The sequence below is a fragment of the Bacillus salipaludis genome (assembly GCF_004358205.1).
The window spans coordinates 212,710-234,861 of record NZ_SMYO01000002.1; the positions used below are offsets into that span (position 1 = coordinate 212,710).

Annotated in this window: 27 protein-coding genes; 19 read left to right on the forward strand and 8 right to left on the reverse strand. The window is 42.1% G+C overall.

Annotation, left to right across the window (positions count from 1 at the left end; all coding sequences use genetic code 11):
* Positions 1-65: 65 nt before the first annotated feature.
* Positions 66-1,556, forward strand: coding sequence for a mechanosensitive ion channel (locus tag E2K98_RS03790; protein WP_133332946.1), 1,491 nt, complete (start codon positions 66-68; stop codon positions 1,554-1,556).
* A gap of 123 nt (positions 1,557-1,679) precedes the next feature.
* On the opposite strand, the gene E2K98_RS03795 is transcribed toward E2K98_RS03790, so the two are convergent.
* Both E2K98_RS03795 and E2K98_RS03800 read right to left on the reverse strand, forming a co-directional pair.
* Positions 1,680-2,387: a TrkA C-terminal domain-containing protein gene (locus tag E2K98_RS03795; RefSeq protein ID WP_133332947.1), complete on the reverse strand. Its 708-nt coding sequence runs from the start codon at positions 2,385-2,387 to the stop codon at positions 1,680-1,682.
* A 47-nt stretch (positions 2,388-2,434) separates the two neighbouring features.
* Positions 2,435-2,701, reverse strand: a complete 267-nt coding sequence (locus tag E2K98_RS03800; RefSeq protein WP_235824706.1) for a hypothetical protein — start codon at positions 2,699-2,701, stop codon at positions 2,435-2,437.
* 114 nt (positions 2,702-2,815) lie between these two features.
* On the opposite strand from E2K98_RS03800, the gene E2K98_RS03805 reads away from it, so the two are divergent.
* The 3 genes from E2K98_RS03805 to E2K98_RS03815 all read left to right on the forward strand — a co-directional run bounded on the left by E2K98_RS03805 (position 2,816) and on the right by E2K98_RS03815 (position 5,365).
* On the forward strand, positions 2,816-3,724 hold the full coding sequence (locus E2K98_RS03805; RefSeq protein ID WP_133332948.1) for a magnesium transporter CorA family protein: 909 nt from the start codon (positions 2,816-2,818) through the stop codon (positions 3,722-3,724).
* A 151-nt stretch (positions 3,725-3,875) separates the two neighbouring features.
* On the forward strand, positions 3,876-4,085 hold the full coding sequence (locus tag E2K98_RS03810; protein WP_133332949.1) for a hypothetical protein: 210 nt from the start codon (positions 3,876-3,878) through the stop codon (positions 4,083-4,085).
* A 137-nt stretch (positions 4,086-4,222) separates the two neighbouring features.
* Positions 4,223-5,365 carry a fused response regulator/phosphatase gene (locus E2K98_RS03815; protein WP_133332950.1) on the forward strand — a complete coding sequence of 381 codons (1,143 nt, stop codon included), beginning with the start codon at positions 4,223-4,225 and terminating at the stop codon, positions 5,363-5,365.
* A 92-nt stretch (positions 5,366-5,457) separates the two neighbouring features.
* On the opposite strand, the gene E2K98_RS03820 is transcribed toward E2K98_RS03815, so the two are convergent.
* A complete protein-coding gene (locus E2K98_RS03820) occupies positions 5,458-5,922 on the reverse strand; it encodes a Dps family protein (RefSeq protein WP_133332951.1) in 465 nt (154 codons plus the stop codon).
* Between the two features lie 202 nt (positions 5,923-6,124).
* Between E2K98_RS03820 and E2K98_RS03825 the strand changes: the two genes are divergently transcribed.
* Positions 6,125-8,851, forward strand: coding sequence for a CHASE3 domain-containing protein (locus tag E2K98_RS03825; RefSeq protein ID WP_235824707.1), 2,727 nt, complete (start codon positions 6,125-6,127; stop codon positions 8,849-8,851).
* Positions 8,848-9,699, forward strand: coding sequence for a CheR family methyltransferase (locus tag E2K98_RS03830; protein WP_133332953.1), 852 nt, complete (start codon positions 8,848-8,850; stop codon positions 9,697-9,699). Before E2K98_RS03825 ends, E2K98_RS03830 begins: the two co-directional genes overlap by 4 nt.
* A gap of 27 nt (positions 9,700-9,726) precedes the next feature.
* Here E2K98_RS03830 and E2K98_RS03835 read toward each other — a convergent pair whose 3' ends face one another.
* Complete coding sequence (locus tag E2K98_RS03835; RefSeq protein WP_133332954.1) at positions 9,727-9,906, reverse strand: hypothetical protein; 180 nt, start codon at positions 9,904-9,906, stop codon at positions 9,727-9,729.
* Positions 9,907-10,176: 270 nt separating this feature from the next.
* Here E2K98_RS03835 and E2K98_RS03840 point away from each other — a divergent pair, with 270 nt between their 5' ends.
* From E2K98_RS03840 to sigB, 3 genes are read left to right on the forward strand one after another with little or no spacing between them, the layout of a single operon-like run.
* Positions 10,177-10,491, forward strand: coding sequence for an anti-sigma factor antagonist (locus tag E2K98_RS03840; protein ID WP_133332955.1), 315 nt, complete (start codon positions 10,177-10,179; stop codon positions 10,489-10,491).
* Between the two features lie 13 nt (positions 10,492-10,504).
* Positions 10,505-10,987 carry an anti-sigma B factor RsbW gene (gene rsbW / locus E2K98_RS03845; protein ID WP_133332956.1) on the forward strand — a complete coding sequence of 161 codons (483 nt, stop codon included), beginning with the start codon at positions 10,505-10,507 and terminating at the stop codon, positions 10,985-10,987.
* Entirely contained in the window at positions 10,953-11,729 is a 777-nt protein-coding gene (gene sigB, locus E2K98_RS03850) for an RNA polymerase sigma factor SigB (RefSeq protein ID WP_133332957.1), read from the forward strand. Before rsbW ends, sigB begins: the two co-directional genes overlap by 35 nt.
* Positions 11,730-11,849: 120 nt before the next feature.
* On the opposite strand, the gene E2K98_RS03855 is transcribed toward sigB, so the two are convergent.
* Positions 11,850-12,719 carry an SDR family oxidoreductase gene (locus tag E2K98_RS03855; protein WP_133332958.1) on the reverse strand — a complete coding sequence of 290 codons (870 nt, stop codon included), beginning with the start codon at positions 12,717-12,719 and terminating at the stop codon, positions 11,850-11,852.
* A gap of 349 nt (positions 12,720-13,068) precedes the next feature.
* Between E2K98_RS03855 and E2K98_RS03860 the strand changes: the two genes are divergently transcribed.
* Together E2K98_RS03860 and cls are read left to right on the forward strand one after the other, a co-directional pair.
* The gene (locus tag E2K98_RS03860) at positions 13,069-13,458 is read left to right on the forward strand and encodes a KGG domain-containing protein (RefSeq protein WP_133332959.1); all 390 of its coding nucleotides are present in this window, start codon (positions 13,069-13,071) and stop codon (positions 13,456-13,458) included.
* Positions 13,459-13,539: 81 nt separating this feature from the next.
* The gene (gene cls / locus E2K98_RS03865) at positions 13,540-15,039 is read left to right on the forward strand and encodes a cardiolipin synthase (protein WP_133332960.1); all 1,500 of its coding nucleotides are present in this window, start codon (positions 13,540-13,542) and stop codon (positions 15,037-15,039) included.
* A gap of 40 nt (positions 15,040-15,079) precedes the next feature.
* Here cls and E2K98_RS03870 read toward each other — a convergent pair whose 3' ends face one another.
* The gene (locus E2K98_RS03870) at positions 15,080-15,337 is read right to left on the reverse strand and encodes a GlsB/YeaQ/YmgE family stress response membrane protein (protein WP_133332961.1); all 258 of its coding nucleotides are present in this window, start codon (positions 15,335-15,337) and stop codon (positions 15,080-15,082) included.
* Positions 15,338-15,492: 155 nt separating this feature from the next.
* On the opposite strand from E2K98_RS03870, the gene E2K98_RS03875 reads away from it, so the two are divergent.
* The gene (locus E2K98_RS03875; protein ID WP_133332962.1) at positions 15,493-15,843 is read left to right on the forward strand and encodes a hydrolase; all 351 of its coding nucleotides are present in this window, start codon (positions 15,493-15,495) and stop codon (positions 15,841-15,843) included.
* A gap of 299 nt (positions 15,844-16,142) precedes the next feature.
* Entirely contained in the window at positions 16,143-16,361 is a 219-nt protein-coding gene (locus E2K98_RS03880) for a hypothetical protein (protein WP_133332963.1), read from the forward strand.
* A 39-nt stretch (positions 16,362-16,400) separates the two neighbouring features.
* On the opposite strand, the gene E2K98_RS03885 is transcribed toward E2K98_RS03880, so the two are convergent.
* Together E2K98_RS03885 and E2K98_RS03890 are read right to left on the reverse strand one after the other, a co-directional pair.
* A complete protein-coding gene (locus E2K98_RS03885; protein ID WP_133332964.1) occupies positions 16,401-16,655 on the reverse strand; it encodes a GlsB/YeaQ/YmgE family stress response membrane protein in 255 nt (84 codons plus the stop codon).
* A 36-nt stretch (positions 16,656-16,691) separates the two neighbouring features.
* Complete coding sequence (locus E2K98_RS03890) at positions 16,692-17,075, reverse strand: IDEAL domain-containing protein (protein ID WP_133332965.1); 384 nt, start codon at positions 17,073-17,075, stop codon at positions 16,692-16,694.
* Between the two features lie 197 nt (positions 17,076-17,272).
* On the opposite strand from E2K98_RS03890, the gene E2K98_RS03895 reads away from it, so the two are divergent.
* From E2K98_RS03895 to spoIID, 6 genes are all read left to right on the forward strand, one after another.
* On the forward strand, positions 17,273-17,599 hold the full coding sequence (locus tag E2K98_RS03895) for a general stress protein (RefSeq protein ID WP_133332966.1): 327 nt from the start codon (positions 17,273-17,275) through the stop codon (positions 17,597-17,599).
* A 139-nt stretch (positions 17,600-17,738) separates the two neighbouring features.
* Positions 17,739-17,918, forward strand: coding sequence for a hypothetical protein (locus E2K98_RS03900; RefSeq protein ID WP_133332967.1), 180 nt, complete (start codon positions 17,739-17,741; stop codon positions 17,916-17,918).
* Positions 17,919-18,066: 148 nt separating this feature from the next.
* Complete coding sequence (locus E2K98_RS03905; protein ID WP_133332968.1) at positions 18,067-18,297, forward strand: DUF1146 family protein; 231 nt, start codon at positions 18,067-18,069, stop codon at positions 18,295-18,297.
* 264 nt (positions 18,298-18,561) lie between these two features.
* Entirely contained in the window at positions 18,562-19,311 is a 750-nt protein-coding gene (locus tag E2K98_RS03910) for a YwmB family TATA-box binding protein (protein ID WP_235824708.1), read from the forward strand.
* 32 nt (positions 19,312-19,343) lie between these two features.
* Complete coding sequence (gene murA, locus E2K98_RS03915) at positions 19,344-20,648, forward strand: UDP-N-acetylglucosamine 1-carboxyvinyltransferase (RefSeq protein WP_133332969.1); 1,305 nt, start codon at positions 19,344-19,346, stop codon at positions 20,646-20,648.
* A gap of 414 nt (positions 20,649-21,062) precedes the next feature.
* A complete protein-coding gene (gene spoIID, locus E2K98_RS03920) occupies positions 21,063-22,091 on the forward strand; it encodes a stage II sporulation protein D (RefSeq protein WP_133332970.1) in 1,029 nt (342 codons plus the stop codon).
* Positions 22,092-22,152: the final 61 nt, after the last annotated feature.

Sequence of the window (22,152 nt, forward strand, 5' to 3'; positions counted from 1 at the left end):
TGTTTAAAAGTAAAATGACGGGGTAGTTCATATAGCAAGCAAATGCGAGAAAAGGAGATGGAAAAATGAATCTAAATCAAATGATGAATGGCTGGTCTTACTACCTCCAGCAAATCCCGAATGTATTGCTTGCACTTCTCGTCTTATTGGTAGGCTGGCTTATCGCAAAAGCGATTGGTAAGGCAGTCGAAGCAGGGTTAAAGAAAACAAACCTCGATAATAAGCTATTCTCCAATGTTGGAAATAGAAAGGTTTCATCGGAAGTCATTATCGGAAAAATTGTTTACTATCTATTACTAGTCTTTGTCTGGATTATCTTCTTTAATATGCTGAACCTCAGCTTGATTGCAGCACCGCTTGTCAAAATGGTCTCCACTTTAACCGGGGCGATCCCGAATCTATTAAAAGCAGCTTTGATCCTGCTGTTGGCATGGGTTGTTGCCTATCTAGTTCGAATGCTGTTTATTAAAGGGGCTTCCATGTTTCATTTCGAACGCCACCTTGTAAAATGGAGAATGAACAAGAGTGAAGTGGATGCCTTTAATGTTATTAATAGTATTGCAAAAGGGCTTTTCTATTTCATTCTGCTATTATTTTTACCGGCCGTTTTAGGGGCATTACATATGGAGGGGGTTTCGGACCCATTCTCACATGCCCTTAGTTCGATGTTATCATTTATTCCGAAGCTGTTTGCCGCAGCACTGATAGGATTCATCGGCTGGCTGATTGCGAAAATTGTTCGAGATATTTTAACGAATCTATTAAAGAGTATTGGAATGGATTCAATTGGCCAGCGAATGGGGCTGATGGACAATCTATCGGGTGTGATTGGGAATATTGCGTTTGTACTCGTGTTAATTCCGGCGATAATATCAGCACTAGAAAAGCTGGACTTAAAAGGGATATCCGACCCGGCGATTGCGATGTTGCACCGTGTATTGACACTAATTCCAAATGTTTTGGTGGCCATTGTTTTTATTTTAGCAGGCCTATGGGTTGGAAAATGGTTAGAAAAAATGGTGGCACAAATGCTTTGGCGTTTGAAGTTTGATAGTCTATTTCATCAAATGGGCATCGGTTCACTAACTCCGGAGAAATCAAAATATACGCTTTCACAAGTGGTTGGATTGCTCGTTAAAATTGTGGTCGTCCTGTTATTTACAGCAGAGGCCTTGCAAATTGTGCATTTAAATTTCTTGGTGAGTTTGGCATCGGGTGTGATTGCTTATTTACCAATGCTATTGGCGGCGATTGTCATACTCGGGATTGGCTTATATTTAGGTCAATTAGTCGGGCGTGTCCTGCAAAATGTTCTCCAGCACCGCTACGCACGAACGCTGGCAGCGGTAGCGAAATATACGATTTTTGCGATTACCTTGTTTATGGCATTGGATCAATTGGGTGTGGCTCATTCGATTGTGAATGCTGCATTTATCCTCGTCTTAGGTGGCTTGGCGCTTGCGTTCGGTCTTGCATTTGGGATTGGCGGAAAAGAGTTTGCCGGGAAATATTTGCGGAAGCTAGATGAGAAGCTGAGTGAAGGGAAAAATATTTAGAAGTTGATTATCCGAATCCTTGGGTGGATTCGGATTGTTTTTTAGATTCGCGGATAACCCACCTAGAAACGCGGATAAATTTAGTAAGGGTGTAATTCTAACGAAAAGAAGCTGAAAAAGTCCTCAAAGGAGTTCTTCTTCAGCTTCTTTTTCTTTCATTATCGTTAAATCTTCATGAACTGCTTCATAAATTGCCTTTTTCGTGCCAAATAACAGGACTTGATCGCCTTCATGGAGGGGTGTATCCAATAAATTTCTTCTAATTTTCACCTTGCCGCGTTGGATAAACAAGATATTGAGCTCTAGTTGATCCAAGTCTTCTATCATTTGATTAAAGGTATGTCCAGCCAGCTTGGATTCTCTGAAAATATGAAGATAAAGCAAAACATCTTCTTTACTTTTCAAAAAAATCTCCCGAACTGGTAAATCAGCGAGCTCTACTTTCTGCTGCATTTTTCGATTGAATAAACTTGATAATTTTCGTTGCAGCCAGGTTAGCTTTAGGACCAGATAAACGAGCATGGTCATAGCTGCGAGGAAAAAAATCTCTTTCGCCTGCAGCCCCTTCGATAAAAATTGGCTGATTGATGAGATAATCACGGCTAAAGAAAACGCTCCAAACAAAATGAGAAAGGTCGCCAGTTTGCGGCGGATCGGGTGTCCCAATATAAGTTCCGATTCATCGGTGGTAAATCCAGTGCCGGTCATCAAGGAAATAACTTGAAACCGCGAAATCTCTACCTTCAGGCCGGTTAGCCGAAATAAGATCACGAAAATTTCAATGACGGCGACAATAATGATGAAATAGATCAGCAAAAAGAGTAAAGTCATTTTTCACCTCTCATAAAAAAAGTTGGGGCAAAATGCGCCCCAACTATTTATTGGATTTTCTCATTATAAAATTTCACTGAATACATCGCGCCTTCATCCACCATCTTATTATCCTCTATATCATGTGGATGCGGGTGACCGCCTTTATGAATTGGTAGTTGTTCGCTTTTTTCAAAAACAGTCGGCATAATCTTTCGTTTCCATGTCCTTAAAAAATTCTCTGCCTTAATGCGATTCGGTTTATTGGATAACCACATTGCCGAAGCGCCAACTCCTGCCACCACGAGTGAAGTCATTCCAATACTTCGTTTCATATTATCCTACCTCCTCAAAATTTTGAAGCTTACTTATCCATACCCGCTCTTTTAGCGGATGAAACGTTTTAATGTACATCAAAACGGGGATTAACTAGAAAAAAGGAGATTGCGATGGAAAAAGTATTGGGTGAGAACAAGTGGAAGTGGATTCAGTTAAATAAATGCGAGATTGAACGTGGGGCGATGGAGGGGCTTCAAAGTGAATGGCTGGAACGGGTTCGGAAAAATAAGAGTAACTGCCTTCGGGTGGAAGTGCTCGAAAATGGAGAAAAGGCGATGCATGCCTCGCTGATTTATCAGCAAAGCTTTAAAGAGGAACAAGATAATAAGATTTTCCATTTCTATTTAACGAATGAAAAATGGGTAACGGTTGATCTTGAATGGAGCACTTTTCCGTTAAAAGAAATGGACAAGTCGGAAACGGCGGTTGATGGCTTTTTATTATTTTTAGGAGAGTTATTGAATGAAATGTTAGGAGAGGTTGACCAATTTGAAGAATCGCTTAAAACCTTAATTTGGAGCGTCCGTAAACGGAATGAAACGAGGATTCTTGAACTGTTGTATCGCCAAAGACATGAGTTATTGGTGTGGAAAAATCTCTTAATCCCTATAAAGGAGTTGATCATGGCAATCGAGGAAGTCAATCTTCATAAGGGTGGTAATGAGGAGATTTATTTCTGCAGCTCTAAGCGGATGGAACGGGCCTTTGCGCTTCTGAATGAGTATGAACATGAGCTCGATTCGATGATTAATTTGGAAGAAGTCATCTCCTCCCATCGTGGTAATGAAATTATGAAAACTCTAACCGTGATTACGACGATTTTTACCCCGATTATGGCATTTGGGGCCCTATGGGGAATGAATTTCAAGCATATGCCTGAGCTTGGGTGGAAGTATGGCTACCTTTTTTCGATTATCATCACGATTGTCTCAACACTTTTGCTATACGGTTATTTAAAGATAAAAGGCTGGACAGGCGATTTGTTGAAAGGAAAAAGAAAGGGTTCGTTTTTTAAATAATGTGTTTAAGTACTGGAAAAGGGGGGTATTACCCTAATAAGGCTAGCAAAGGAAAGAGGGTGGTTGAAATATGCAGCTGCAAATTCAGTAAGTGCTCGTGAAAAGGCAGGAAATGAGAGGCAGCAATTTAAAAAAAGAGGAGGAATGGAAAATGGCTAAGAATTTATATGATGAAAAGAGTATCGAGGAAGCAGGTCTTCAAGAGGGACAAGATGCTGTTAACCATCATGATAGAGAAGTAGATGAGGATAGAATGAGAAGAACCGCTTCACAGTATGATAATGAAAAATATCAATATCAGAAAAGTCAAAATGGCGGGGGATCCGATTCTGGTTATAATATTGAGCAAAATAGGGATTAGGAAATATTCTCTGGGATTTCCTGGAGTTGAATAAATAGATAAGCGAGAGACCGAGCTGTCTCTCGCTGTTTTCGTACGGTTGTCATGCTAAGATAAAACTAGATACATAGAAGGTGTGAACGAAAAGGGGGGAGACGATGAATATTGTCATTGTGGACGATAATCTGACGAATTTAATGATTATCGAAAAAATCCTGCAAAAAGACGGCTATGATCGCATCGTCAAGCTTTCATCTGCCAAAGAATTATATGAATATTTGCAGCTGGATGGACCGAAAACGGCGGAGGTCCCGGTCGATTTAATTTTGCTGGATCTGATGATGCCGGAAATTGATGGTGTCGAGGCGTGCCGGACGATTCTCGCTCAGGAGCGGTATCAGGACCTACCGATTATTTTTGTAACGGCAATGGGTGATTCCTATAAAATGGCGGAGGCGATGGATGCTGGTGCCCTTGATTACGTGATGAAGCCCATCAATAAAATTGAGCTGCTGGCAAGAATTCGTTCTGTTCTCCGGTTAAAACAGGAGAAGGATTTACGAAAGGAACGCGACCGGCGGATTCAGTTTGAGTTGGATTTGGCGAAACAGGTACAGTTAAGTATGCTCAGTCATCCAATTCAGGATGAAAAGGTTTCGATTTCGGCGGTCTATCGTCCGTCTTTTGAACTTGCCGGTGATTTGTATGCCTGGCACCAGATTAGCCCTAACCGCTATGCGGTGATTTTGCTTGATATGATGGGGCATGGGATTTCTTCTTCGCTCATGTGTATGTATATCTATTCGGTTTTAAAGGATACGATTGTAGAGTTTGGCGATCCCGAGTCGGTGATGAAGGAGTTGAATCGCCGGATGAATCAGCTTCATTTCCCGGATAGTTTGATCAACTATTATTTTACAGCGATATATTTTGTCCTTGATACGGAGCAGCAGACCATTGAGTATGTGAATGCGGGCCATCCGGCGGGGATTGCGATTGTCGATAATGAAGTGAAGCTTTTGACAGAAGGATGTTGTGCGATTGGATTTTTTGAGGATATTGAGGTAGCCAAAGAGGTTATTCACTATTCAGAAGAGGCGAGGCTGTTATTGTTTACGGACGGATTGTCGGAATGGTTGGAGGAGGAGTATGAGGATGCGACTTCGAAAATTATTCGCACGTTGCAGGAAAAGGAAAATGATACTCCTGCCTTGATCCTCCAGCAAATCCAGCAAAGCGCCGAGCCGCTGAATGTGCCTAAGGATGATATGTGCTTGGTGATGATTTCAGCGAAAGCGTGAGCCATGGGGACGGTTCTGGTTTAAAAAGTCACAGAACCGTCCCCATGTCAACAAAAAAAGCACACGACCCCTCGTGTGCTTTAATCAATCCTTTACCCTTCCAAAAATGCCTCTAGCATCCAGCGGTGTTTTTCTAACGAAGTTCGGATTGCAATAAACATATCGGCTGTCGGTTGATCATCATGATCCTCTGCGACCGTAATCCCCTCCGTCAACTCACCGCAAATCATCTCAAAGTCTTCGGCCAGCGTCTTCACCATTGCCGCTGTATCCTCATCACCGGATGCCTCTTTAATTGAAGCCAGCCCCAATTGTTCCTTCAAGGTTGCCGTTGGCAGCGCGCGCAGCGACAGCATTCGTTCCGCAATCGTATCAAAATGAAGACCAGCTTCCTTATACAGCTCTTCAAATTTTAGGTGAAGCGTGAAAAACTGCTCTCCTTTGACATACCAGTGATAATGATGCAATTTCATGTACAGAACCGAGAAATTCGCCACCTGCTGATCCAGTGCCTTTGTAAGTTGGGCGGTTTTGTCTTTTGTTTTTGTATTAGCCATAAAAAATCCCTCCATTCACTTGATATCTATTCAGTACCCGTCCATCACCCAGACTAAACAAAAAGCAAGTTTACAAGAATGTTTCATAAATTTTTCAAATTGGTAAAATTCGCCTAACAATAGTCGTAAACGCCAAAATTAATATGAAAAATATGGTAGAATTATGGCGTTATCCTTGTCGAATGATACCGGGAAGAGGGCGATGATCATAAAAAATATTAAATTCAATATTCCAGCAAAAATCATTACAGGCTATTTAACCATCCTGATTTGCCTCGGGATCTCTCTACTAATCGTCAATGATAGAATGACAGATTTACAGAAGGAGGCAGACCTCCTTTCCAGTCATGATATCCAAGTCCACGACTTGGTCAATCAGCTGCAAAAAAATGTTCTCGACATGGAAACAGGCATGCGAGGCTATGTCATCACGGGAGATAACCAATATCTCGACCCCTATGAGGACGGAAGCAGAAGCTGGCTGATTAATTATAATAAGCTTCACTCGCTATTAATGCATAACACGAACCAGAAGCATAACCTCGAGGAAATCAAACCGCTGATCCAAAGCTGGATCAAAAACTCTGGGGAATATGTGATTGAGGCGAAAAAGGCAAATGATACAGCCGCATTAAATCGGCATTTTAAAGAAAATACCGGAAAAAAACTGACCGACCAGCTGAATACACAATTTGATTCCTTTCTCAATGAAGAAAAGCAGTTGACGGCGCAACGGATTGATAAACTGAATCAAAATAATATAAATTTAAAAATTACTTTTTATACGATTATCATCTTAGTGTCCATCATCACATTAGTAACAGCATTTTCACTGGGGAACTCGATTGTAAAAACGATCAGGCAGGTTGTAAGAACGATTCAAAGCATCACTGAATCCAAAGTCGACCTTTCCACACGCATAAAAGTGAAAACCCGTGATGAGACCCGTGACCTGGCCGATGCGATGAACAATCTCCTCAGCAGTTTGGAGAAGCAAAGCTGGATCCAGAAAAGTATGACGGAAATCTCGACAATGTATCAGGGAATCACGGATATCACCGTGCTGGCACAAACCTTTATCACAAAGCTTGCCCCGTTGCTCGATGCTGTTTATGGTGTCGTCTATTTGCGGAAGGCGGATGGTCAAGGCGTTCATTTTGTCAAAACAGCGGGCTATGCGATTAAAGATCAGGATGTTGCCTCAAGCTTTCGCCTAGGGGAAGGGATGGTGGGACAATGTGCCCTGGATCAAAGAATTTTTCTTATCGACACTTTGCCTGAAGATCATATCAAACTAACCTCCGGCCTCGGAGCTTCCTCACCGACCCATTTACTAGTTGCTCCTATCGTGGTGGACGGCAAGGTCGAGGCAGTCGTTGAGTTCGCTGCACTGCAGCCGTTTCAAACGCAGCACCTCACCTTATTGGACCTGCTTCAAGATAAATTTGGTTCATCGATTACGAGTGTGCTCGGACGGATGGAAGTAGAGAGACTGCTTAGTGAATCCCAAGTAATGACAGAGGAATTACAAGCACAATCGGAAGAACTTCAAGCGCAATCGGAGGAATTGCAAATGCAGCAAGAGCAGCTGCAAATCTCCAATGACTTTTTAGAGGAGCAAAACCATCATGCCGAACAACGGGCCGCAGAGCTGAAAAAAGCGAAGGATGAATTAGTGGAATATTCGTTGAAGCTTGAGCAGAGCTCGCAATATAAATCGGATTTTCTTGCGAATATGTCACATGAGCTGCGTACACCGTTGAACAGTATTCTCATCCTTTCGCAAATGCTGATAGAAAATAATCAGGAGATGGACAATGCTGAGGTCGAGGAATATTCACGTGTGGTGTACACGGCTGGGGAAGATTTGCTGCGGCTAATCGACGATATTCTTGATTTATCAAAAATTGAGGCAGGAAAAATTGAAATTTTAACAGACGAAGTGAATGTTACAGAGCTTCCGCAGTTATTAAAAAACATGTTTGACCCGGTTGCCGCAAAAAAGAATGTGAAGTTTGAAGTGGTAACGCATCCGGATGTCCCTCCAGTCATCTCGACAGATGGACAACGATTGCAGCAGATTTTAAAAAATCTTTTATCGAATGCTTTTAAATTTACTGAACAAGGGTCAGTAACGGTACGAATGGAGCTTGCCCCACCAGACTTTGCAGAAAAATTAGAGGTGGAGGGACCGGTTATGGCGATTTCCGTGACGGATACGGGTATTGGAATTCCAGCTGAAAAGCAGCAAATTATCTTTGATGCCTTTCAACAAGTGGACGGGACGACGAATCGTCAATACGGCGGCACCGGCTTAGGCCTTTCGATTTGCCGCGAATTTACCCGCTTACTTGGCGGTTTGATCAAGCTAGAAAGTGAACCGCAGAAGGGAAGTACATTTACCATTTATATTCCGAGCAGACTCGAGTCTGAGGTGCAGCAAGAAGAACAGGGGCTTAAGGAGGCAGCGGCAGGGATCAACGAAGTAGCAGCGACGCAAATTCCTTTTGAAAAAAAATCTCCGTCGTCTGAACACTTATTTAAAGGGAAAAAAGTTCTCCTTGTGGACGATGATGCCCGTAATGTTTTCGCCCTTGTGACGGCGCTTGAACGAAAAGGAATGCTGGTGCAAATTGCAGAAAATGGGCAGCAGGCATTAGATATTTTGCGGGACAACACCGACTTTGACCTTATTTTTATGGATATTATGATGCCGGTGATGGGCGGCTATGAGGCGATGAAGGCAATCCGTCACGATCTGAAGATGGTTCATTTGCCGATTATTGCCTTGACCGCGAAAGCGATGAAAGGGGAACGCAGCAAATGTATGGAAGCAGGAGCATCTGACTATATTATGAAACCATTAAATATTGATCAGCTGTTCTCGTTGATGCGGGTATGGCTGACTGAGCAGGTGAATCAATCATGAGTGAATTAATCGTAGAAACCGAAGAGTTTTCGCCGACAGAGCTGCAGAATATTGAAATGAATTTGCTGCTTGAAGGCATCTATCAGATGTATGGCTATGACTTTCGCGACTATGTCCGGGCCTCATTATTCAGAAGGGTTACCAACCGGATGAAAATGGAGAGGCTTAAGACGATTACGGCGCTATTGGAAAAAGTGCTTCATGAACCGGATTGTTTAGAGCGGCTGCTCAATGATTTGTCGATTCGGATGACAGAAATGTACAGGGACCCAAGCTTTTTTGCGGCGTTTCGCCAAGAAGTGGTTCCATTGCTGCGCGCGCTTCCGGAAGTTCGGATTTGGCACGCGGGCTGTGCGACTGGGGAAGAGGTTTACTCCATGGCTATTCTCATGCAGGAGGAGGGGCTGGCGGAAAAAACGACCATCTATGCAACGGATATGAATGATCGAGCGCTTAAGGTGGCGCAAAAGGGAGCGTTCCCGCTGAAGAAAATGCAGCAATATACGAAAAATTATTTGGCTGCGGGAGGAAGTAAGGCTTTTTCCGAATATTATACGACGGATCATCAGTTTGCTTATTTTTGCCCGATGATGAAGGAGAAACTGATTTTTGCGCAGCATAATTTAGTAACGGATAGTTCGTTTAATGAGTTCCATGTCATTTTGTGCCGGAATGTTATGATTTATTTTAACAGCGACCTTCAGCAGAACGTCCATCGCCTCATGTACAACAGTTTGGCAGATGCGGGCTTCATCGGCCTGGGCAGTAAGGAATCGATCTTGTTTCTCCCGAAAGACATTCATTATGAGGAATTCAATTCGCAGGAACGAATTTATCGGAAAAAGTAAAACGGCCCCGTTTAAGGGCCGTTTCGATTAATCTTGCAGCGGGTCCGGGGTGAGATTTTCTTCCCGTAACTCACTGCCCGTTTTTTGCTCCTTCATTTCTTTACCAAGCTTTTTCATTTCGTCCAAATTCTGAGCCATCGAGCTGTTATTGTTGGATGCAGCCTTCAAATCCTGAATGAATTGAGCAGATTTAACCTTTTCATCCATTGCTATCACTCCTTTCTTTTTATATACCACCTATATTTTTATTGAAACATTTTAAACTTATTGATTGGAGCGGAAGGTGCGAAGACTCCTGTGGGAGTACGGGGTAGGGGAGACCCCGCAGGAGCAAAGCGACGAGGAGGCTCCCCAGACCGCCCACGGAAAGCGAAGCATCTGGAGCGGAAATAAACTTGAAAAAATTTTTTTAAAAAAGGTTTAAGGTTCTGAAGAGGCGGGTATGTAACAAATAAATAATCCAGAGGTGATCATGAAATGAATCTAAAAATAGATAAACATCAGAATAATGAAGAAACCTTTGTCCAAGTTTCCGGCGAAATTGATGCCTATACGGCACCACAGCTAAGAGAAGAACTGTTGCCGCTAGCGGAAGGAAAAAACAAGACGCTAACCGTCAGTTTAAAGGATGTTTCTTATTTAGACAGTACCGGACTTGGAGTCTTTATCGGTTTATTTAAACAATTGAAGAAAAATGAAGGAGAGCTGAAGCTGATTGATTTATCCGATCGGTTAAAACGACTCTTCGAAATTACAGGCATAAGCAACATTATTCATATTTCTGCAGAATAAAGGGTGGGGGACGATGAAACAAGTGATGGATTATATTGAAATGAAGATTCCTGCAAAACCAGAATATGTGGGTGTCATCCGATTAACCTTATCGGGGATCACGAGCCGAATGGGCTATACATATGAGGAAATTGAGGATATTAAAATTGCTGTAAGTGAGGCTTGTACAAATGCCGTTCAGCATGCCTACCGTGAGGACGAAGCAGGAGAAATGGTGGTAGGATTTGGAATTTATGAGGACAAATTAGAAGTGATGGTAGCGGATTATGGAAAGAGCTTTAATTTTGCCAAGACGAAACAGGAACTTGGCCCATATACAAAGTCAAGCACCGTGGATCAACTTGTAGAAGGAGGGTTGGGTCTCTATTTGATTGAAACGCTCATGGACGAAGTCCATGTAACGAACACGTCCGGCGTAACCGTCTTCATGGTGAAGCATTTAAGTGGGGAGCGTGATAATCATGACACAACCATCTCAAGCCATGAAGCGAACTAAGGAAGAAATCAATGAGCTGATTCGCGAGTATCAGGAGAATGAGAGCCCGTTAGCTCAAACCGCGCTAACAGAACAATACACGGCCCTGATTGCGAGTCTTGCAAGGAAATATTCAAGGGGGAAACACTTTCATGAAGATCTCTTTCAAGTAGGGATGATTGGGCTATTGGTATCGATTAGAAGATATGATGAAAGTTTTGGCAAATCTTTTGAAGCGTTTTTAATTCCAACCGTCATTGGTGAAATAAAACGGTTTTTACGGGATAAAACGTGGAGTGTCCATGTCCCAAGGCGGATCAAGGAATTGTGGCCAAAGGTAAAAACTGTGGTGGACGAGCTCACTACTCTGTATCAGCGTTCACCGAAAATCCAGGAAATTGCAGATTATATAGGGATTTCGGAAGAAGAGGTCCTAGAGGCCATCGAGATGGGGAAAAACTATCAAGCTGCATCTGTTGATCAGCCAACGGAAACGGGGTCTGAGGGCAGCACGGTGACGCCGCTTGATATTATCGGTTCGCCTGATGAAGGTTTTGAAAGGGTAGACCAAAAGCTGGTACTTGAGAGCAGTCTTCATGTGTTATCGGATCGGGAGAAGGAGATCCTGAAGTGTACGTTTTTGGAGAATAAGAGTCAAAAGGTGACAGCTGAGCAATTGGGAATGTCGCAGATGCATGTTTCCCGCCTGCAAAAGAAGGCGATTGAAAAACTGCGAAGGGAAATCGAAAGCAATGTCCATTAAGAATGAACCTAAGCCGTACGACTATTTTTAAGGGAAATAGTTGTGCGGCTTTTTTATTTTAATTTTAGGTCCTTATCAAAAACACCTCCGAAAAATTTGGAGGTGTTTTTACAGGCACTATTAACTTGTCATAAATTGACCGCCGTTAATATGAATGATTTGTCCTGTTATATAGGACGAATCGTCAGACGCGAGTAGCACGTAACTAGGGGCAAGTTCTTCCGGTTTTCCCGAGCGGCCCATTGGCGTGTTTTTTCCAAAGTTTTCAACCTTTTCTTCGGGAAAGGTGGATGGAATTAATGGGGTCCAAATCGGACCTGGAGCCACACCATTCACTCGGATTCCTTTCTTCACAAGAGATTTGGCCATTGATCGAGTAAAGGAGACGATGGCTCCTTTTGTTGCTGAATAATCAATCAACTGTTCATTGCCCTCATAGGCTGTAACGGATGCCGTATTAATAATTGCACTACCTTCTTTTAAATGTTGAAGAGCGGATTTGGTGAGATAAAACATCGAAAAAATATTCGTGCGGAACGTTTTTTCCAACTGTTCCGAACTAATATCTTCAATACTTTGCTGTGGATTCTGCTCAGCGGCATTATTGACTAAAATATCTAAACCGCCCAACTCTTCTACCGTCTTGGAGAGCGCCTCTTGACAGAAAGCCTCGTCTCCAATATCCCCTGGAATCAGAAGACAACGAACACCTTCCTCTTTTATTTGGGCCTGTGTTTCTTCAGCATCCTTATGTTCATCCAAATAGACAATGGCGACGTCCGCGCCCTCCTTTGCAAAGGCAATCGCAACGGCTTTGCCGATTCCGCTATCCCCGCCGGTAATAAGCGCTGTTTTTCCCTTTAATTTCCCACGGCCCTTGTATGAGGAATCTTTATCACGCGGTTTAGGTTCCATTTTAGAGGTTACTCCCGGCTGTTGATCCTGATGCTGGGCGGGTTGTCCATTTTGCTGTTGATTTTTAGAAGTCATGTTCATCTCCTCCTTTAAAATTTAATCTGTATCATAGTCATACCTACCCGAATCTATCATTCATAAACCTATTAAAATTAAAACAAATAAAGGGGCAAAAAAGAGTTTTGCGCCGATAAAAAGGTGGTATATCATAACCAAGGTTACAAAAACAAGCTAACCTGACGAAGTCAATTTAGAAGGAGGTATATAGGATGAACCTGTTGAAAGTTGCTGATAATACCTCAGTTTCTATCCAAAGCAGCGGGGAGACCTAGTGCTATAGGATTCATATTCCAATCTGAAAATGAGAGCGGCACTTGTTACTGAAAAGAAAAAGACCAATCAAAATTTAAGGGAGGAAATAAAAATGGCTAACAATAATAATGATAATATGAGCATGGAAGAAAGAGGACGTAAGGGTGGACAAGCCACTGCAGAAAAACATGATAAAGAGTTTTTCCAAGAGATCGGTCGAAAAGGTGGAGAAGCCACAGCCGAGAATCATGATAAAGAGTTTTATCAGGAGATTGGCCAAAAGGGCGGAGAAGCCACAGCCGAAAATCATGATAAAGAGTTTTATCAGGAAATCGGCAGAAAGGGCGGAGAGGCCACAGCCGAGAATCATGATAAAGAGTTTTATCAGGAGATTGGCCGAAAAGGCGGAGAGGCAACCTCCGAAAACCATGATAAAGAATTTTATCAAGAAATCGGAGAAAAAGGCGGAAAGTCCCGCAGTAACCAACGTGATGATGATTAACCCTTTTAAATAGATGAAAACGACCAGAAAAGAGCTTGCACAAATTTGTGCAAGCTTCTTTACTATAGGGGGATTGCCTGGATGAAAAAACAAACAATCGAATTTGTCTTTGTGATATTCATCGTGATTCTAGGATATTTGGTGGTGTTGACAGACATTTCATTTAAGTGGAAAGTATTGTGCCTGTCATTCTACGGAGTAATTATTTTGATCACGATATTTTCCTTAATGCTTGAATATCGCTCGGCACAAAACACACTATTATGGATTTATATTTTATTGTTTTTACCGGTAATAGGGTATCTATTTTATTGGTATTCCGGTCAACTTTTATTAAAAGGGACTCTTTTTAAACGTAAGCGTGCGAATGATCGCGAAGTACTCGAAACAATTAGTAAAAGGGTTAGGAAGACAGACTTTTCAAAGCTGAATAATCACCAACAGTGCTTCGTACGTTATCTTAATAAAGTAAGTGTCACGCATTCAGATCCCCATACAAAAACCACGATATTAAAAGACGGGACAGAAACATTCCAAGAAATAAAAAGAAGGCTGAGGGAAGCAAACGAGTTTATTCATATGGAATATTACATCTTTCGGTCTGACCGATTAGGCAAGGAGATTATCGAGATTTTAATGGAAAAGGCAAAAGCAGGGTTGGAGGTACGCCTTATGTATGATGCGGTCGGAAGTGTATCCTTATCAAGCTCCGATGTGAACAGGATGAAGAACGCCGGTATCCATGTCCATCCCTTTAACCCGATTAGGAGCGGATTATTTAATCAAAAGTTTAATTTTCGTAATCATCGTAAAATCATGGTTATTGACGGGAAAACCGGCTTTGTCGGGGGCTTGAATATCGGGGTGGAATACCTCGGAGAAGACGAAGATATTGGTTTCTGGCGGGACACGCATGTCCTTCTTAAAGGGGAAGCTGTTCAAACACTCCACGCGGTTTTTTTATTAGATTGGATGGATGTTACCGGAGAAATGCTTTTGAAGGATGAACGGTATCAGAGGGTAATACCGGCAGAAGCGGATGGACTGGTGCATGTCGTGGCCACTGGGCCTGAAACGGAGGATATGAGTGATCACTATTATACGATGATCTCATGTGCAACAAAATCGATTTGGATTGCCTCGCCTTATTTTGTTCCCAATCAGGCAATCCGGACGGCCCTAAGAATTGCGGCACAAAAGGGAATACAGGTCCGCATCATGGTGCCGGAGAGAAATGATGGTTTCCTCACGCAATATGCTTCGCAGTCCTATTTCCCGGAGGCATTACGTAATGGAATCGAAGTGTACCTGTATCAAAAAGGATTTTTACATGAAAAAATCATCATCGTCGATGGGGACCTGGCTACGATTGGAACAGCCAATATGGATATGCGAAGTTTTCGTCTGAACCTGGAAGTCAATTTGTTTTTAACAGGAACGGAATCGATTCAGGATTTAACCCGCTATTATGAGGAAGATTTACAGGAGTGCTGCCGGCTTCGTCCTGTGGAATTTTATAAAAGAGGAATGGAGGAGAGGGTAAAAGAATCCTTTGCCCGGCTGTTTTCGGGAGTATTATAAAAGCGAAAGAGAGGCTGCATTTGCAGCCTCTCTTTTATTTTTAATGTGCTTCTCGTCGCATGCCTTTTATGACAAAGTTTACGATTAATACGAGAATAATCGCTCCAATTAATGCGGGGATAAAAAAGAAGCCTCCAATTTCCGGACCCCAATCTCCAAAAATGAGTGAGCCAAGCCAGGCACCAATAAATCCTGCAATAATATTCCCAATGATCCCTCCTGGCAGATCACGATGCATGATTAGACCCGCTAACCAACCGATAACGCCCCCAATAATTAATGACCAAATAAATCCCATACAGATTCTCTCCCTTCAATTTTAAATAATGTCTATGGTATATAAGTACCCGAAATTTCACTGAATAAACTAAAACGATGCTTAAAGGGGGATTGAATGATTAACTCGCCATCGTTGGGGGTACAGGATAATAAAAGAGGTGGGAGGCGAAATTAGTGGAACAACAAAAACAGAGCTACTATATTAATATTCAATCACATGAAATAGCGAGGGAGCCTTTTGAGTTGGAATGGGATTTTAAAGTGGAGGCGACAGACAGTCAAATCAAAAGTCTTAAACAGTTATTCGATGAAAACTACCAGACAGATTGGGAAAGCTATATCCGGTCTCATGTTCCTTTTCTTGAATATCATCATGACCCACAAAATAAAGAATATGATGCACGAATGGTTATAATCTATGCGTTCATTTATCAGCTCGGAGATGAAAAAACTCGTGATCATATCAAGGAGATGGGGATTCTAAATAACGACTTTTTAAGGATACGAAACCAAAATTTTAGATAAATGAAATTAAGAGCCTTATTGGATTAGGCTCTTTTTTCATTTTCTAAAATCGCTAAACGAATCAGTTTTATCTTAATTTCCTTGCTAAGTAAAAGCCATTCACGTGTATAGAATTTCATTTTTAATTCCTCCCGGTTATAAAATGTTTGAATTTTCTATCATATTTATTTTTCCCCTTTCTTGAAGGATGTAACATAGTTTTGTGTGGCAATTTCTTTAGATTTTCTACATTTTTCATCATTCACGAATTAGTTTGGAGTTCGGAACAAGAGGGTATGTAACCAATGGGGTGATAGGAAATGAATGAGAAGAAAAAAGTGTATTTGGTGGAATCAAGGGACCATCCTGAACAATACCCTACAGAGAATGAAAGCTTGTTCGATCGATTTGAAAGCGAACAAAACGTGGACCCGATTCCTGTAGAGGATTTGAAGGAAGAGCAGCGGGAAGAAAAGGCAAAACATGATTCAAAAGATACTTCCTCAAGTGAAAAAAAATATAAGACAGGGATGGAATGAAGAAATGAAAAAAGACTGCATTTTCTGCAGTCTTTTTCATTATGTTCTACTTCTTACACCTCTTAAGATGAGACCAACAACGAGGACAAGGATGATGGCACCAATAATTGCCGGTATAATGTAAAAACCTGCAATGACAGGTCCCCATGTTCCTAATAAAAGGGAACCAAGCCAGGCGCCGATGAATCCAGCAATCATATTTCCGATAATTCCTCCGGGGATGTCACTTCCAAGAAGAAGCCCTGCCAGCCAGCCGATAATTCCACCAATAAATAAAGTCCAGATAAATCCCATAATTGTTCGCTCCTTTCGATTATGAAAAGGTGGTGATTAAATACCCTTATCTTCAAACAGTAACCCTTTTTTCTGTCCTTCCTGTTTAATCTTATCCTTGAAACGAGTTTGAGCCTCATTTCTTCCTGTTTTTAAAAAATACTGGCACACCCTTAATTCATAGGTTAACTGTTTAAATTTTTCTTGATCTCGGTCGTCGAGACATTGGTCAATTTTTCGCTTTAACAGGCTGATTTTTGAAATAGCTTCCGCCTGCCGTTTTGTTTCTAAATACAGCTGCTCTTTTCTATGCTGTGACTCCTCCCTAAGGTAGTCACTTGGTTGGGTTAACCGTAACCCGCATTTTTTGCACAGTGTTTCACGAACATTTAACACATAAAATTCAGCATTGCCACAAGCTTTACAAACCAGTTTCCTCATATATATACCTCCAATCAAATTTTCGTTGTTGAAAGAATGAATTAGATGTTACGTATTTACCCCTAATCGCCTGCTATGTAACCTAACCAATAAAAATAAATAGAATTTTAGAAAAATAGGTTTTAATTTTTCAAGAAGCGGTTACATAAAAGACAAGTCCACTAAGGGCAAACTAATTTTTCTGGAGGGATTTACAAATGGAAACCGTTAAAATTGTAGAAAATGGCGTGCAGGCAAAAAAGGAAATTGAACAATTAATGGGTAAAGGGTTCAGCAAAAATGAAATTTATTTACTGGCGCATGACAAAAATCGCTCAGAGGATTTAACCGATGCCTTAGACATTTCCGATATCGGTGTTGCCGAACAGGGTGTATTCGATTCCCTTGCAAATGTATTTCGCTCTCGGGGAGACGAACTTCGAACGATGCTCGAGTCATTAGGATTATCAGATGAAGAAGCAGAGCGCTATGAAGCAGAAATGGATCACGGCAAAGTCATAGTGGTGGCTTCAAAGTCAGCCTAAAGAAAAGCGGGCCGATTCTGGCCCGCTCTCTTTAAACAAGGCTGTATTAAATGTAAATGTTGATTTATGAAAAAAAGTTGATTGGAGCGGAAATCAACCCCAAATTTAAAAGTGCCTAAAAAATGAGAGGAGAATTATAATGAAATTTTCAAATCAAAGCTTAGAAAAATTACGGGGTATTCACAAGCGGGCCCGTCATAAAGTGAGCGGAAAACGGAGCCTGGACCAATTTTTCGAAGACCCGATCATTCACCGAGAAATTCAGGGGGATCGAATCTATGTGCCCTTAAATTTAAATAAGATTTGGAATGGGCTTTAACTATTTTTATTAACTGCCTAAACACCGTTTAATCACTGTAAACTGTGTTTAGGCAGTTAATTTTTTTTTTACTTTGGTACAAAATGAAACTTTTCCGATTTTCATTCGTCAATATGTTAGACTATCATCAAGGAGGAGTGATGACAGAGTGGATTTCGGACAAATTGCGTTATTAAGTATTGCTTCACATTTGGTATTTATTGCCTTGTCCTGGTGGGCGCTGCAGGCGATCCGCTTGGAAAAAGTGCTGAAGGCGAATCATGTCTTTCAGGCACGGCTGTTATACATATTATTGGCAATTTTCCTCGGGTCAACAGTTAGTAACTTTTTCCTAGACTATCTACAATGGTCACAGCAGCTCCCGATGATGTTTCAGTAATGTAAGGCTTTATGAATGGTCCAGCTATAGGGATTGAAATCTCGAGCGAGCAAATTGGTAAATATTTAGGTCTTCATACATGTTCCAATTTGTCCGGTTTTTGAGTACAATTCTCTTTGTGTGATTACATACGTTAATGTTGTAAAGCACGACTTTGTGAAAAACCGAACTTGATAGAATTTACGTATTTGTCTAAAAGTGACGAGAATTCCCAAGTATGCTCTTCCCATCATTGGAAACACTGGTAGTAAGGGGGAGAGTCGGTTGAAGAAATATATTTTTGGCATCCTTGCCATTTTAAGTTTGATTACAGTTGTTTTGGGGAATCGAAATACAGAAGCGGCAAAAAATGAAAGCCTGGATTTGATGAAGATTGGTTCTATTTTTCAAACAAAAAATATTATGCCGAGTGAATGGACTTTATATGCACGGGAACATTTGGTTGACCTAAAAAGTGAAAAAGACGTACAGGTTTATGCAGAGGAGCTTAAGCGGAAGTTTCCAGATTGGGATTGGTCCACAGCAAACACCAGCCAAAAATGGGAAGTGACAGCAGTATCTCCAGCTTCAAACCACCACATAGAAACACTTCAAATTATGTCGTCCCGCACAAACCAACCGATCGATGCGTATATAGTATATAAGGTCAGCGGCAAGGAGTGGAATAAGGCTACAGAGTCCTTTTTCACAACGAATCAATTCAAAAATAGGCTAAGCGATGTATTTCGAGGAAAACCGACAGTTTTTTCTTGTATGAAGGGTATTGTCGGTGATAAGATGGATAAGGCTTTACCTGCAACAGTGAATGAATTGCTGTCTGCCTTGAATGCGAAAAAAATCGAAGCGTTAAAAGAGGAGACGTTCATGTCTGTAACGGCATTTTCACCTGACTTCTCAGAGTCGATTGGGGATGCAAAAACAGATCTGAATCTACAAATTGGGGTACGCTCCGAAGGATTGGGCGCAGAGACTACCGTAGTAGTTGGCACACCAATCATAACGATTGAATATTAATATAGAGAAAATGGACGCGGAGGGGAATACTCTTGGAAAAGATTATCGTCCGCGGCGGACAAAGGCTTCATGGAACGGTGAAAGTAGAAGGTGCAAAGAATGCCGTTTTGCCTGTTATCGCTGCAACATTATTAGCAAGTGATGGAAAAAGTGTAATTCGTGATGTACCTACACTCTCCGATGTATACACAATTAATGAAGTATTACGTAATCTAAACGCTGAAGTAGTGTTTGAAAATAATACAGTTGTCGTTGATGCATCCAGAGTGTTAAAAGAGGAAGCGCCTTTCGAATATGTTCGGAAGATGCGTGCGTCTGTCCTTGTAATGGGATCATTATTAGCCCGAAATGGCCGGGCTCGGGTAGCTTTGCCTGGCGGCTGTGCCATCGGATCCCGCCCAATTGATCAGCATCTTAAAGGCTTTGAAGCCATGGGTGCAAAGGTTAAGGTTGGAAATGGCTTTATCGAGGCGGAGGTTGATGGCCGCTTAAGAGGTGCAAAGATTTACTTGGACTTCCCAAGTGTTGGTGCAACAGAAAACATTATGATGGCGGCATCGCTAGCGGTTGGAACGACCGTCATCGAAAACGTCGCAAAAGAACCAGAAATCGTCGATTTGGCAAACTTCTTGAACAAAATGGGCGCAAAGGTAAGAGGCGCCGGAACAGGCACGCTTCGTATTGAGGGTGTCGATCGTTTATTTGGGGCAGATCATAACATTATTCCTGACCGAATCGAGGCAGGTACGTTCATGGTGGCTGCGGCGATTACCGGCGGAAATGTGCTTGTTCGAGGAGCAGTTCCAGAGCACTTGTCTTCTTTGATTGCCAAAATGGAAGAGATGGGTGTTAAGATTATAGAAGAATTTGACGGAGTTCGTGTCATTGGACCAGAGCGCTTGAAGTCAGTCGACATTAAAACGATGCCGCATCCAGGTTTTCCAACGGATATGCAGTCGCAAATGATGGCGTTATTGCTTCGCGCAGAAGGTACTTCGATGATTACGGAAACGGTTTTTGAAAATCGCTTCATGCATGTGGAGGAATTCCGCAGAATGAACGCTGATATTAAGATTGAAGGACGTTCGGTTATTTTAAATGGCCTGTCTAATTTACAGGGCGCCGAGGTGTCTGCAACCGATCTTCGTGCAGCAGCAGCCTTGATTTTGACTGGCTTAGTTGCAGATGGTGTGACACGTGTGACCGAATTGAAGCATTTAGACCGTGGATATGTAGATTTCCATGAGAAGCTAGCTGCATTAGGTGCAGATATCGAGCGTGTGAAAGAAGAAGATGAGATTTATATCGAGAAATTAATTTCGGATATGAATGCTTAATTTTTAGTGGGAGTCGCTGTTGTGAGTGTGGTTGTGGTAAGATTGTGAACTATTCACAATGGTGACAGGCACTATTGTTTAGGCACTTGAGTGAGAATCAAGGATCAGCGGTATGTGAAGAGTGCCTGGAAATGAATAAATACGGGTAAACCGGAGAAAGTGGCTGTCTGATGTCCGACAGGTGCATTCTTCGGTTTTTGCTTTTTGAGAGCTTTTAATCAAGTCCAAATTTAATCATTTAAAAGTCATAAATGCTTGTCCACCTCCATATGATGAAATGAGTAAGATAGGTACAGGGGACTGTTTAGCGTTGCCTTGCGAAAGGGAAATCTATGTCCATTCCACACGGACAAAAATGCTGAAAAGTCCACGGACGGTGCCTGTCACCATAAATTTCACACTGGAGGCACTTTCATGAAAAATTTCAAACCACTCATCGTACTAGCGTCTATTCTATTTGCCGTGACTTTGCTTATCCCCGCGGTTCTGGTGTTGCCGTTTGCGCAAGGTGAGGCAAATGGGAAACTGGGCGAGGATCTAACAAAGGCCAAGGCAAAGGAAACTTCGACCGTGTCTGCAGATTCTGCGGTGGAAGTGTCGGTCTACCGTGCAGCGAAGGAAAAAATTGAAACGGTACCGCTTGAGAATTATCTTGTTGGAGTTGTGGCAGCGGAAATGCCTGCAGATTTCAAGGAAGAAGCCCTTAAGGCTCAGGCTTTAACCGCAAGGACATATATTGTGGAGAGATTGAGGAGTAAAAAGCCTCTTGGTGTTCCAAAGGGTGCAGAGGTAACAGATACTCAGATGCATCAGGTGTACAAAAGCGATGATGAGCTGAAGCGAGAGTGGGGAATGGATTATTCTTGGAAGAAGAAAAAGGTACTTGAGGCAGTCAGGGCGACCAGCGGCCAGATTATTACATATAAAGGCGAGCCCATCGATGCTTCCTTTTTCTCCACTAGTAATGGCTACACGGAAAATTCCGAGGATTATTGGCCGGACGCCTACCCATATCTACGCAGTGTTGCAAGCCCGTGGGATAAAAATTCACCGAAATTCTATAACCAACAGGTGGTCTCTGTAGCACAATTTCAGGCGAAGCTAGGTGTGCAGCTTGGGTCTGGATCAACGATTGGAAAAATTATTGACCGGACGGCGGGGCATCGTGTTGGGAAAGTTGATTTTAATGGGAAAATTCTAACCGGTAAAGATATCCGCGATAAGTTGGATTTAAAGTCGTCTGATTTCACGTGGAGCCGTAAGGGCGACAATATCATTATTGCGACCAAAGGTTTTGGCCACGGTGTCGGAATGAGCCAATACGGAGCGAACGGAATGGCGGCGGAGGGCAAAGATTATAAGCAGATTGTGAAGCACTATTATCAAGGTGTACAGATTACTTCGGCCCAGAATATGTTGGCGACGATTACAGCAGCGAAGTAGTGGGGATTGGGGGAGCCAGGCAAATATTTGTCTGGCTTTTTTTGTGTTGTGGTTGGGGAGA